Here is an 11,768-nt window from a genome sequence, read left to right as displayed (position 1 = left end):
AGATACGTATCTGTATCTTCGAGGAGGATCGTGCCAGGGAACACCGGAAGCCGGCGGCGCGGGGCCGAGCTGGAGGAGGCGCTGCTGGACGCCGCCTGGGACGAGCTGGTCAGCGTGGGCTATGGCGGCTTCACGATCGAGGGCGTGGCCGAGCGCGCGAAGACCAGCCGCCCCGTGGTCTACCGCCGGTGGCCCAACCGGGCCGAGCTGGCGGCGGCCGCCATCGCGCACCACGCCGCACGGGACCCGGTCGTGGTGCCGGACACCGGGTCGCTGCGCGACGATCTCGTCGCCCTGCTGCGGGTGGCGTCGTCGCGGCGCGGCGAGATGGCCGCGGTGGTGAGCGTGCAGATGGGCCAGTACTTCGCGGAGACCGACTCGAGCATGGCCGAGCTGCGCGAGCGGTTCCTGGCCGAGCGCGGAAGACCGCACTGGCTGGAGAAGATCCTCCGGCGGGCCGCCGAGCGCGGGGAGATCGACCTCGCCCGCCTCACGCCACGGCTGGCGGACCTGCCGATGGACCTGCTCAGGCACGAGCTGCTGATGACCCTGCGGCCGGTCCCCGACGACGTCATCATCGAGATCGTGGACGACGTCTTCATGCCCCTCGTCCGCCTCAGGGCCGGCTGACCCCGGCTTCGAGGAGGCCCGCTCTCAGAGTTCGAGGGCGGGGGCAGGAGCGGGAGGCCCGGTCAGGGGCGGCCGAGGGCGCGGTAGTGCCAGCCGGCGTCGCGCCAGGCCTCGGCGTCGAGCGCGTTGCGCCCGTCGACGATGTTCCGCACGGCGACGACGTCCCCCAGCTCCTCGGGGTCGAGCCGGACGAACTCCTGCCACTCGGTGAGGAGGAGCACGACGTGGGCCTCGCGGGCGGCCTCGAGGGCGCTGCCGGCGTACCCGAGGTGCGGGTACGCGGCCCGGGCGTTGCCCAGCGCCGCCGGGTCGTAGATCGCGACATCTCCGCCCTGCTCGGCGATCGTGACCGCGACCTCCAGCGCCGGGGAGTCGCGGATGTCGTCGGAGTTCGGCTTGAAGGCGGCGCCGAGAACGGCCACCCGGCGGCCGGTGAACTCGCCCCCGAGCAGCTCGCGGGCCACGTCCACCATGCGGCCGCGGCGCCGCATGTTGATGGCGTCGACCTCGCGCAGGAACGTGAGCGCCTGGTGGGCGCCCAGCTCGTCGGCCCGGGCCATGAACGCCCGGATGTCCTTGGGCAGGCAGCCGCCGCCGAAGCCGAGGCCGGGGTTGAGGTACTTGCCGCCGATCCGCTCGTCGAACGACAGCGCCTGCGACAGCTGCTTGACGTCGGCGTGCGCCGCCTCGGCGAGCTCGGCCATCGCGTTGATGAAGGAGATCTTGGTGGCGAGGAACGCGTTCGCCGCCGACTTGACCAGCTCGGCCGTCGGGAAGTCGGTCACCACGATCGGGACCTCGCCCAGCGGGGCGTACACGTCCCGGAGCACCTTCTCGGCTCGCTCCGAGGCGACGCCGAGCACGATGCGGTCCGGGTGGAGCGTGTCCTGCACGGCGTACCCCTCGCGCAGGAACTCGGGGTTCCAGGCCAGCTCCACCTGCATGCCGGCGGGCGAGAGCCGTACGAGCTTCTCGGCGAGGCGCTCGGCCGTGCCGACGGGGACCGTGGACTTGCCGACCACGAGGCACTCGCGGTCGAGGTGCGGGGCGAGCGACTCGACCACGGCGTCCAGGTAGGAGACGTCCGCGGCGTAACCGTCCTTGACCTGCGGCGTGCCCACACAGATGAAGTGGACGTCGCCGAAGCGGGCCGCCTCCTCGTAGGAGGTGGTGAAGCGGAGCCGTCCCGACTCCAGGTTGCGCCGGAGCATGTCCTCCAGGCCGGGCTCGTGGATCGGCAGGTCGCCGGCCTGAAGCCGGTCGATCTTGGCCTGGTCCACGTCGAGACCGAGCACCTCGAAGCCCAGCTCGGCCATGCACGCCGCGTGCGTAGCACCCAGGTAACCGGTCCCAAGCACGGTGAGGCGGTACGGCACGGCATGCTCCCCTCTTACCGACTCTTTGTGATCTGGCATGGTACCGGGCCAGTCAACTGCCCTGTGAACCACCAGGGCAAACCGGCCACGGCCCAACGGTACGGCCGCCGTTCCGGCTGGTCGAGGTCGCCCTGCCACTTCTGCGGAAGTCACATCGCCTGTCAGGGAGCGAATGGGGCGGAGGCTACCCTACTGACTGGTAACCAACTCATGGGACGTCCTAGTATCGCGCTATGAGCTTCCCTCTCTACGCGCCCACAGAGGAGCACGAGCTGCTCCGCGAGACGGTCCGGGCGCTCGCCGACGAAAAGATCGCCCCCCGTGCCGCCGCGGCCGACGAGAACGAGGAGTTCCCGTGGGAGGTCTACAAGGACCTCGTCGCGGCCGATCTGCACGCCGTGCACGTCCCGGAGGAGTACGGCGGCGCCGGGGCCGACGCGCTCGCCACCGTCATCGTGATCGAGGAGGTCGCGCGGGCCTGCGCCTCGTCCTCGCTCATCCCCGCCGTGAACAAGCTGGGCACGGTGCCGCTGCTGCTGTCGGCGTCGGAGGAGCTCAAGCAGCGCTACCTGGCCCCCGTCGCCCGCGGCGAGGCGATGTTCTCCTACGCGCTGAGCGAGCCCGAGGCCGGCTCCGACGCCGCCTCGATGAAGACGCGGGCCGTCCGGGACGGCGACCACTACGTGCTCAACGGCACCAAGATGTGGATCACCAACGCCGGCGTGTCGGAGTACTACACGGTCATGGCCGTGACCGACCCGGCGGCCGGGGCCCGAGGCATCTCGGCGTTCGTCGTGGAGAAGGACGACGAGGGCGTCACCTTCGGCGCCAAGGAGAAGAAGCTCGGCATCAAGGGCTCGCCGACCCGCCAGGTCATCCTGGAGAACGTCCGCGTCCCCGCCTCCCGCGTGATCGGCGAGCCGGGCACCGGCTTCAAGACCGCGCTGGCCACCCTCGACCACACGCGCATCACGATCGCCGCCCAGGCGCTCGGCATCGCCCAGGGCGCCCTCGACTACGCGATCGGGTACGTCAAGGAGCGCAAGCAGTTCGGCAAGCCGATCGCCGAGTTCCAGGGCCTCCAGTTCATGATCGCCGACATGGCCATGAAGCTCGAGGCCGCCCGCCAGCTCACCTACGCCGCCGCCGCGAAGTCGGAGCTGGCGATGCACGGCACCCGCGTGAAGGACCTCACGTTCTTCTCCAGCGCCGCCAAGTGCGCCGCCTCCGACGCCGCCATGGAGATCACCACCGACGCCGTCCAGCTCCTCGGCGGGTACGGCTACACACGTGACTACCCGGTCGAGCGCATGATGCGCGACGCCAAGATCACCCAGATCTACGAGGGCACCAACCAGATCCAGCGCGTCGTCATGGCCCGCCAACTGCTGAAGTAGCCCCTGACGTGCAGAAACCCCACTTCCTCCATGCGGGGAGTGGGGTTCGTCATGTCCGATTCGGAGCCTCTAAGAGATCTTGTTCCGTGGCTGTTCCGTGAGAGTTGCAGGCCGTGTTTCGCGTTGATCGTCAACGTCCGCCAGCGGGACGCGCCCGCGCTAACCCAGCGTGACGATCGCCCGATCACGAAAAGCGAAGAGCCACCGGGCGGTCATCCTCGCCGGTGGCTCGTTTGCTTTCGAGTGCTACCCCGTGGCGCCCTGATCGTCGGAGACGGCGCGAGGGCGGAACAGGCGGTCATCGATGGCTTTGCGGGCGCGGTCATGGGAGCCCGGCATCATGTGGGCGTACACCCGGAGCGTGAAGCCGGGGTCGGCGTGGCCGAGGTACTCGGCGAGTTCCTTCACGGAGACACCGCCCGCGAGCATGACGCTGGCGTAGTAGTGGCGGAGCTGGTGGAGCCCTTCTCTGCGGGAGGTCGTGAAGCGCTTCCGCGCTCGGGCGTCCTTCTCGGCATCCGGGATGACGCCGGCCGCGACGAGGGCGGGTTTCCAGACGAGTTCGCTGTAGCCGCGCGCTCTGATGAACTTGTCGTCCGTCCAGCGGAAGAGCAGGTTGTGCGTACGGAGGGGGCCGTTGAGCTTCTCCCAGGGCAGCGAGCAGGCGAGCGCGGGATACGCCTTGACGTGCCGTTTGATGGCCTCAGCGGCCCACTGGGGGAGCGGAACCACGCGCTCACGGTCGTTCTTAGGGAGGGCGAAGGCGTGGTCTCTGCCGAGCTTCTTGATCTGCCGCCTGATGCGGACGATTCCCTCGTCGAAGCCGATGTCTTCCAGGGCCAGGCCGAACAGCTCTCCCTGACGCAGACCGCAGGAGGCGGCGATGATCGGGATGAGGCGGAAGAGGTCCGGGTGGGCGTGGATCACCGCATGGACCCGCTCGTCCGACCAGGCGATCAGCTCTTCGCCGGAGCGCTTGGGCACCTGGACGATCGGGGATCGGGCCGGGTTCTTCCGGATCGCCTCGTCGGCGACGGCCAGCTCAAGGACGCCTTGCAGGACGAGGAACGACGTCTCGATCGTGGACGGGCCATAGCGCTCGTTCAGGTCGCTGATCCATCCCTGGATATGCGAGGGGAGGATGCTCTTCACCTGCCGCCGTGCGAAGGCCGGGCCGACGTGCAGGCGGTAGATGTACTCGTATCGGATCTTCGTAGACGGGTCGACGATGCGGGAGCCCAGCCAGCGAGCCGCGACGTCGCCGAAGAGCACTTTGCCGGCGTTGGGGTCGATGTACTCCCCGCGGCTGACGTCGGTGCCCATCGATGCGGCCTTCTTCTCCGCATCGGCCTTCCGGTCGAAGGCGGCGGACACCTCGTTTCCGTCCGGGTCGAGCCACACGGCGAGCCAGCGCTTGCCGCCGCCGTACCGGGAGGTCTTGACCTTCTCCGTCCTGCCGTCCGGGCGGCGGACTGTCTTGGTCCACAGGTCCTTGACGTACGCCACCGGCTACTCCTGTTCCCGGACCCAGGACATGACGTCCTCGGGGACGTAGCGCAGGTGACGGCCGATCTTCCGGCTTGGGGGGCCGGTGCGGTGGTGTCGCCACTGATAGAGCGTGGCGACCGGGACGCCCAGGAACTCCGAGACTTCTTCCGCTGTCCAGAGCCGTTCGAGCGTGATCACAGGCCACCATCCAGGCGTGGATGGGCAGTAAGCGCGGCGACGAGGGCGTCACCGGGGGAGTAGCCCTTTCCGGCGTACTCCCACTCGCTGATCACGAGGACGGTGTCCTCGTCGAGGATGGGCAGGCGCCAGGTGGTGGTCTGCTCGTCGCGGGCGCGGTTTTGTCGTTCGGCGCGGATCTCGCCGAGGGTGGTGGAGTAGCGGCGGGAGCGGGTGGAGAAGTGGCCGCGGAAGCCGAGCATGTGCGCCCACCGACTCAGCCGGAGCTCGTCCAGCCGGTCGAGGGCGCTCAGGCGGAGGCATTCGGCGATGAGGCGCCGGGCGTGGTCGCGGACGGGCAGGGCGTCCAGGTCTTCGGTGGGGACGATGCGCCGGTCGAGGGTGCCGACGCATTCGGCCGCCTTGGTGGCGTACTTGGCCACGTACCCGGCGACGGCCTGGTCGGTCAGTTCGCCGTCCATCCTGATCGGGCGCACGTCGATCTGTTGACCCCAGCGCAGGACCTGGGTGGGCTCCCCGTCGAGGGTGGGAGGTGTGGCGGTGACGACCGAGGCGGCGTGCCGTACGGCGTGCCCGAGCAGGTCGAGCGTCGCCCAGGCAAGAGGCGGGGAGACCGGCCCGGCGGGACCGTCGAGGCGGATCACGGCGTGGAGGTGGACGACGCCGCGCCGCTGGTATTCGGCGACTTTGGCGAAGGAGACGACGAGCTGCTCGCGCATGTCGCGCAGGGTCAGGCCGCCGAGCTTGGCCAGGTGGCGGCGCAGGGCGTCGGTGAAGCGCTTCCACAGCAGCGGCGCGAGGGCGTTGAACAGTACTGAGCCGGTGTAGTCGTAGCAGTCGGGGCACAGCGGTTCGCCGAGGTGGTCATCGTCGGCCCCGTGGCGGGTGGTGCAGGACAGGGCGCGTCCGTGCGGGCATGGTTGGGCGTCGCGGCGGGGGTGGCAGGGCAGGACGCTCCCGTTGTTCTGCCTGCGGGTGTGGACCGTCCCGAAGGACGGCGCGGTGAGGGTGAGGAACAGGCACGGGTGCGCGGTTACCGACTCGGGGACGCCTTTGCCGCCGACGAGGCCGGCGCGGATGAGGTGGTAGGTGTCGGCGCGGTAGGTCTCCGCGCAGGCCGGGCACCGGGAGGCGCGGCGGGTCTTGCACGGGACGCGAAGAACGCCGTCGGGTTCGAGGCGGGTGCTGTAGCGGTGGAGCAGGGTGCCGGTCGCGGTGTCCCAGTGTTCGACCTTGCCGCGCAGGTGGATCGGCTGTCGGCAGCCGCCGGTTCGGCGGATCTGGGAGGCGAAGCGGGAGCAGTTGGTGTCGTTCAGTCGGGTGATGGCGCCGCGGATGGCGTGCGCGTTGGTAGTGGATGCGGGCAAGATGGTGTCCTCCTTTCACTCGATGGGGTGGAGGGATGGCCCCCGACCTGGCGTGTGTCTTGGCGGATGTACGGCCAGGCCGGGGGCGCGGACGGTTTCAGCAGAAGCCGAGCCCATCACAGTGGCGGCAGGTGTCGCCGTAGGAGTCGAGACCGCCCCCGCCGCAGTGGCAGCACTGCCACCGCCGGGGCGTGATGGGTTCAGACTCGGTGGGCAGTGCCTGCTCGGTGTCGGGCATGAGGTACCTCCTTTCGTCGGTCAGGCGGCCTGAGCCGAGGCGTCGACGGGGGTGGGGTCGGGCTGGACGGAGCCCTCGTAGCTCATGTGCGCCTCGTACTGGGCGCGGCGGGCGGCGAGGATGGCCACCGCCCGGTACTCGACGGGGCCGAAGCGGACCGAGGCCGTGTAGTGGCCGTTGCCCCGCTCGTTCGGGTCGATCGATGGGCCGAGCAGGGCTGCGATGCGGTCGACCTCGGCGCACATCTCGGCATCCGTGGCGCGGTGCGGGAAGTGCAGGACGTCGAGCGAGCGTGGGACGGGCACGGCCGGGTTGGCGGCCAGGAAGTCGGCCAGGGCGCGCAGCCCGGCCGTGAACGCGGAGCGGTGGTCGTCGGTGGTCATTTGGTGATCTCCTTTCGTCAGGCGGTTTCGGATGCGGCGCGGAGGGTGCGGAGCAGGTCGGAGGCGAGCTGGTTGGACACGCCCAGGCGGGCGCGCAGCAGGTCGCGGGTGATCGGCCGGCCGTGCTTGGCCTGGTGTTCGTCGGCGACGCGGCGGGCGTAGTCGACCAGGGCCGGAGACGGTCCCGCCGATCCCGCCGGGTCGTCCTGTCCGTCCTCGGGTGCGGGGACGAGCGCCGGGGCCGGGAACGGAACCGTGTTGACCGGGGACGGGACCGGCTCGGCGGTCAGGACGGCCGGGACGGGCGCGGGGGACGGCTGGGGGCCGGTGGCGCGGCGTTCGAGCATGGAGACGGCGATGAGGAATGCCCCGGCGGGTGTGGCGGCGGTGAGCCGGCCCCACATGGTGGGTTCGGCTTGGTGGAGGTTGGCGGCCAGGGACAGGACGATCCCGCCGGCCAGGACGAACGTCGGCCAGGACGCCAGGCCCGTCCGGGGACGACCAGTCTTCTTGTCGCGTTGGCGTTCGCGGGCGGCCATGACGCAGGTGAGGTCGACGCAGACGGCGATCGCCCAGGACATCCAGCCGGTCTGTCCGTGGTCGGTGGCGGTGTCGCGGATGTGGGTGAACGATCCGGCACCCGCGATGGCGGCCAGGACGAGCACCGGCCCGGTGTCGAGCAGCCAGCAGGCGAGGCGTCGCATCGTTACCCCCTTTCTCGGTCAGGCGGACAGCAGGTCGGATAGGGCAGTCCCATCCCGGTCGGGGCAGACGATGTCGGCCCAGTCCGGGGTCAGATGGGACCAGGTGTGGGCGGCGTGTTCGGCGGCCTGTTCGGCGACGTAGAAGGAGCGGGCGCGATACCACTGGCCGTCTTGGGAGGCGACGATCGCGACGCCAGGTGTCTCGGCGGGGATCGCACGGGCGGAGACGAGGGCGGCGGGGTCGAGGTCCCCGAGCGTCATGGTCGCGGTTTCGGGGTCGTTGACCCGGTGGCAGATCCGCCCCGAGCACTGGGCGCGCAGAGCGGTGACGCCGGGGCCGAGGTCGGAGCCGATCCGCTGGCCGGAGCAGAACAGGTAGATACCGAACGCCCTCCCGAGCTGGGCCACCCGCAGCAGCGCGGTGGAGGTGTGGGCGATCTCGTCTTTCTCGGACTTGTCGGCCATCAGGTACAGCTCGGCCAGCTCGTCGACCAGCACCACGATGGGGACCGGGCGCACGCCGGGCGGGAGTTGCCAGATGTTGCGGGCGCCGGCCGCCCGGCACAGGCCCATCCGGTCGACCATCAGCGCCACGAGGTCATCCAGCAGGCTCACACTCTCGGCCCGTGTGGTGGCCAGGGCCGACAGCCGGGGCGCGTACGGGGTGAACTCGACGCCGCCTTTGAGGTCGATGCCGACCAGGGCGACCGGTTGCGGGGCCAGCCCGACCAGCAGGGCGTTGGCGAGATTGGACTTGCCCGACTGGGTGGCGCCCGCGTTGATCCAGTGCGGCACGGTCCGGAAGTCGATCGACCATAGGCCGCCGGTTTCCAGTCGCCCGACGTGGACGCTGAGCAGGTCGCCAGAAGCGGGGAGGTGGTCGAGGCGGACGAGCGGGTCTCTTACGGTGGCGGCCAGGATTACCCGGCCCGGCCGGGGCGAGGAGACTCGGACCGCGTGGACGCCCCAGGAGTGCGCGAGCCGTTCGGCCGCCTGGGAGAAGTCGGCGGGGATCTGCCCTTCCAAGGTGTGAACGGTGACGCGCCACCCGTGACGGGTCGGGCGGGGAAGCCACATGAACGGCTTGGTGTCGACCGCGACCCGCTGGAATCGCCGCCGTACCTTGACGATCCCGGTGGAGGCGATCAGGCGGGGGACGGTGGTGAACCAGAAGCGCTGCCGCTTTTTGGTCAGCCCGCAGCCGAGGGCGACCGTGCGCCAGGTCGCCCGCACGGTGATGGCCATCAGCGGGAAGCCGATGAGCAGCCAGTACGACCGATAGTGGAAGCGCCGCCAGGCCCACAGGCCGGCCGCCGCCGCGGCCAGGCCCACGAGCATCGGCACCAGGGCGTCACGCATGGGCGGCCGCCCCCACCGGGACGATCGAGGTGGCCCGGTAGCTGATGCCCCAGCGGGCCTCGCCGCCCCGGGACATCTCCCAGACGTACCCGACCAGGCCGATCGGGGTGACGTCCTGCCCGGCGGCGATTTGAGGTTCGCCGGAGGTGCCGACCTTGACGAGTTCGATTCGGCCGAACTCGTCTTCCACGGACAGGACGATCTCGTAGACGGTGTTGCCGTTCTTGTCGGTCTTGATCTCGCCGGTGTCCTGGTTCAGGACGCGCGGGCGGGGCGCGCGTACGCAGACGAACTGGAGCTTGGTGACGTCGACCGGGATCGGGATGGTGCGCATGTGTGGACCTCCTTAGACTCGAGCGATGCCAACATAGTTAACTAGGTTGGCTTGGCTGTCAATGTTCTCTCGGTTGGCTTGGTCGTGTTGCTGTGCTGAGATAAGGGGCGATGGTCAAGAAGACGGGACGGCCCGGTTACCTCCAGATCGCCGACGATCTGCGCGAGCAGATCCGCGGCGGATCCCTGCCGCCCGGCGCCCCGTTGCCATCGACCGCCCAACTCGCGACCCAGTACGACGCCTCGCTCAGCGTCGTGAAACTCGCGGTCGGGATCTTGCGGAACGAAGGCCTGGTCATCGGCCAGCAAGGCAAGGGCGTCTTCGTCCGCGAGGACGCCTCCGAAGTCGAACCGAGGCCGGCAGGGGACGTGGCGAGCGAGGTCATCGAACTACGCACCGCCGTACGAGACTTGGCCGAACGCCTGGCACGGGTCGAAGCGACGCTGTCTCAGCGATCCGAGACGTAGGGCCGCCGTTCCGCACGTGTAACCCGGTGACTCGCCGCGCCAGCCGCGCCGAGGGGTCGCCGCAGGCGGCGCCGCGGAACATCGCCTTGTCCTCTCGCTTGATACCGACCAGGACGGCCACGTAGCCGACGGCCACGGCCGCGCTGAGCGCCAGGGCGATGATCAGAGGCAGTGCGCTCATGACCAGATCACCCCGCTCGCGGCAGCGGTGAGCGGGCCTCGCGTTGGACGCCGGGTCAGAGCGCGACGCTTGGCGGCACGGCGCCGGGCCTTGTCGCGCCGGGCCCAGCGGTCCCGGGCCAGGCACTTGCTACAGCGGGTCTGCCCGTCCTTCAGCAGTGCCCCGCAGTCGCAGTCCGGGGCCTCCTCCGGGGGTGTGATCGTGGTGTGTGTCATGGTCCCTTCTCCTTTCGCCGCAGGTCGTGGTGCCTTGTGACACCGAGATTGCGGGAGAAGGGCAGGACGAGATCACTACACGACGGGACATGTTCAAGACGTCCCGTCTACGATTGCCACGTCCCTGGACGTCCCGACGCGGCAGGTGAAATGGCCAACGAGCGACTACGCGCGGCCCTGTTAGAACGGGGAGTGACCATCGCCGACCTGGCGGAGGCCATCGAGGTCGACCCCAAGACGGTCGAGCGGTGGATCACCAAAGGCCGCGCACCGTACCGAAAGCACAGGTACGCCGTCGCCACCCACCTCGGCATGGACGAGACGTACCTGTGGCCCGAGGCGCTGACCCGCGAACAGGTCGCCTCAGCGTCCGAGAGTGAGATCGTAACCGTCTACCCGCACCGCTGGGCCGTCCCCCGGGACGCCTGGGGACGTCTGTTCGCCCAAGCCCAGGACGAGATCGGCATCCTCGTCTACAGCGGCCTGTTCCTCGCCGACGACGCGGGCATCGTGCGCATGCTCGGCGACAAGGCCGCCGCCGGAGTCCGGGTACGGATCCTGCTCGGCGATCCCAACAGCCCCGAGGTCGCCCAGCGCGGCACCGACGAAGGCATCGACGACGGCATGGCCGCCAAAATCCGCAACGTCCTCGTCCTGTACAAGCCCATCCGCGCCTTCGCCGAGGTGGAGATCCGCTTTCACCGAACCGTGCTATACAACTCCATCTACCGCGGCGACGACCAGCTCCTCGTCAACACCCACGTCTACGGCACACCTGCCGGCAACGCCCCCGTCCTGCACCTGCGCAAGGTCGTCGGCGGCGACATGGTTACGACGTATGTCGACAGCTTCGAACGGGTGTGGGAGCAGGCCACGCCGGTAGAGTCCTGATCATGGCCCGCCGGATCGACTTCTACGAGGACCCCGACGCTCCCGCGCCCAACAGCCTCGTCCCGTCCGTCAACGTCTTCGTCACCAACGACGCCGGGGACATTCTCATGATCCGCCGCAGCGACAACGACAACTGGGCCGTCCCCGGCGGCGCGATCGACCTCGGCGAATCCCTCCCCCAGGCCGCGATACGCGAGACCCTCGAAGAGACCGGCATCACGTGTGAGATCACCGGCCTGATCGGCACCTACACCGACCCTCGCCACGTGATCCTCTACACCAGCAACGGCGAGGTCCGGCAGGAGTTCTCCATCGTCCTCACCGCGCGCGCAATCAGCGGCCAGCCGACGCCGAGCAGCGAATCCACCGAGGTCCGCTGGGTGCCACGTGCCGAGGTGGAGATGCTGCCGATGGACCGGTCAATGGCGTTGCGTATCGGCCACTACCTCGCCGGAAACGGGCAGCCGTACATCGGCTGAAGAACCTTTTTTGATGCTCCGGAGCCATGAAAAGCTCACTGGTGGCGCTCATGATCGCGGC

15 protein-coding genes are annotated in these 11,768 nt (G+C 69.5%); 5 read left to right on the top strand and 10 right to left on the bottom strand.

The window, feature by feature from the left end; all coding sequences use genetic code 11:
• The first annotated feature begins 30 nt into the window (after nt 1-30).
• Entirely contained in the window at nt 31-630 is a 600-nt protein-coding gene (locus MPTA5024_RS23880; protein WP_036328153.1) for a TetR/AcrR family transcriptional regulator, read from the top strand.
• 62 nt (nt 631-692) lie between these two features.
• Here MPTA5024_RS23880 and MPTA5024_RS23875 read toward each other — a convergent pair whose 3' ends face one another.
• A complete protein-coding gene (locus tag MPTA5024_RS23875) occupies nt 693-2,006 on the bottom strand; it encodes a UDP-glucose dehydrogenase family protein (protein WP_036328151.1) in 1,314 nt (437 codons plus the stop codon).
• Nucleotides 2,007-2,239: 233 nt separating this feature from the next.
• Here MPTA5024_RS23875 and MPTA5024_RS23870 point away from each other — a divergent pair, with 233 nt between their 5' ends.
• Complete coding sequence (locus MPTA5024_RS23870; RefSeq protein ID WP_036328148.1) at nt 2,240-3,403, top strand: acyl-CoA dehydrogenase family protein; 1,164 nt, start codon at nt 2,240-2,242, stop codon at nt 3,401-3,403.
• 246 nt (nt 3,404-3,649) lie between these two features.
• Here MPTA5024_RS23870 and MPTA5024_RS23865 read toward each other — a convergent pair whose 3' ends face one another.
• The 8 genes from MPTA5024_RS23865 to MPTA5024_RS23835 all read right to left on the bottom strand — a co-directional run bounded on the left by MPTA5024_RS23865 (nt 3,650) and on the right by MPTA5024_RS23835 (nt 9,474).
• Nucleotides 3,650-4,909 (bottom strand): tyrosine-type recombinase/integrase, encoded by a 1,260-nt coding sequence (locus MPTA5024_RS23865; RefSeq protein WP_036328145.1) that lies wholly within the window; start codon nt 4,907-4,909, stop codon nt 3,650-3,652.
• Nucleotides 4,910-4,912: 3 nt separating this feature from the next.
• Entirely contained in the window at nt 4,913-5,089 is a 177-nt protein-coding gene (locus MPTA5024_RS23860) for a helix-turn-helix transcriptional regulator (protein WP_036328142.1), read from the bottom strand.
• Nucleotides 5,086-6,456 (bottom strand): replication initiator, encoded by a 1,371-nt coding sequence (locus MPTA5024_RS23855; protein WP_036328139.1) that lies wholly within the window; start codon nt 6,454-6,456, stop codon nt 5,086-5,088. Before MPTA5024_RS23855 ends, MPTA5024_RS23860 begins: the two co-directional genes overlap by 4 nt.
• 97 nt (nt 6,457-6,553) lie before the next feature.
• The gene (locus MPTA5024_RS41245) at nt 6,554-6,694 is read right to left on the bottom strand and encodes a hypothetical protein (RefSeq protein ID WP_157099682.1); all 141 of its coding nucleotides are present in this window, start codon (nt 6,692-6,694) and stop codon (nt 6,554-6,556) included.
• Between the two features lie 20 nt (nt 6,695-6,714).
• On the bottom strand, nt 6,715-7,077 hold the full coding sequence (locus MPTA5024_RS23850; protein WP_051458580.1) for a hypothetical protein: 363 nt from the start codon (nt 7,075-7,077) through the stop codon (nt 6,715-6,717).
• A gap of 17 nt (nt 7,078-7,094) precedes the next feature.
• The gene (locus tag MPTA5024_RS23845) at nt 7,095-7,781 is read right to left on the bottom strand and encodes a DUF2637 domain-containing protein (RefSeq protein ID WP_036328137.1); all 687 of its coding nucleotides are present in this window, start codon (nt 7,779-7,781) and stop codon (nt 7,095-7,097) included.
• 18 nt (nt 7,782-7,799) lie between these two features.
• On the bottom strand, nt 7,800-9,140 hold the full coding sequence (locus MPTA5024_RS23840; RefSeq protein WP_036328135.1) for an FtsK/SpoIIIE domain-containing protein: 1,341 nt from the start codon (nt 9,138-9,140) through the stop codon (nt 7,800-7,802).
• Nucleotides 9,133-9,474 (bottom strand): SCO3933 family regulatory protein, encoded by a 342-nt coding sequence (locus tag MPTA5024_RS23835; protein ID WP_036328132.1) that lies wholly within the window; start codon nt 9,472-9,474, stop codon nt 9,133-9,135. Before MPTA5024_RS23835 ends, MPTA5024_RS23840 begins: the two co-directional genes overlap by 8 nt.
• Before the next feature lie 110 nt (nt 9,475-9,584).
• Here MPTA5024_RS23835 and MPTA5024_RS23830 point away from each other — a divergent pair, with 110 nt between their 5' ends.
• Nucleotides 9,585-9,941 carry a GntR family transcriptional regulator gene (locus MPTA5024_RS23830; RefSeq protein ID WP_036328129.1) on the top strand — a complete coding sequence of 119 codons (357 nt, stop codon included), beginning with the start codon at nt 9,585-9,587 and terminating at the stop codon, nt 9,939-9,941.
• A 177-nt stretch (nt 9,942-10,118) separates the two neighbouring features.
• Here the strand turns inward: MPTA5024_RS23830 and MPTA5024_RS39960 are convergent, their stop codons facing one another.
• Entirely contained in the window at nt 10,119-10,337 is a 219-nt protein-coding gene (locus MPTA5024_RS39960) for a hypothetical protein (RefSeq protein WP_084369946.1), read from the bottom strand.
• A gap of 150 nt (nt 10,338-10,487) precedes the next feature.
• On the opposite strand from MPTA5024_RS39960, the gene MPTA5024_RS23825 reads away from it, so the two are divergent.
• Both MPTA5024_RS23825 and MPTA5024_RS23820 read left to right on the top strand, forming a co-directional pair.
• Nucleotides 10,488-11,228 (top strand): XRE family transcriptional regulator, encoded by a 741-nt coding sequence (locus tag MPTA5024_RS23825; protein WP_036328126.1) that lies wholly within the window; start codon nt 10,488-10,490, stop codon nt 11,226-11,228.
• A gap of 2 nt (nt 11,229-11,230) precedes the next feature.
• Nucleotides 11,231-11,707, top strand: coding sequence for an NUDIX domain-containing protein (locus MPTA5024_RS23820; RefSeq protein WP_036328124.1), 477 nt, complete (start codon nt 11,231-11,233; stop codon nt 11,705-11,707).
• Nucleotides 11,708-11,768: the final 61 nt, after the last annotated feature.

The organism is Microbispora sp. ATCC PTA-5024 (genome assembly GCF_000511135.2).
Classification (GTDB): Bacteria; Actinomycetota; Actinomycetes; order Streptosporangiales; family Streptosporangiaceae; genus Microbispora; species Microbispora corallina.
Note: the sequence above shows the minus strand (reverse complement) of the source record. Positions and strands in the feature narration are given on the sequence as shown.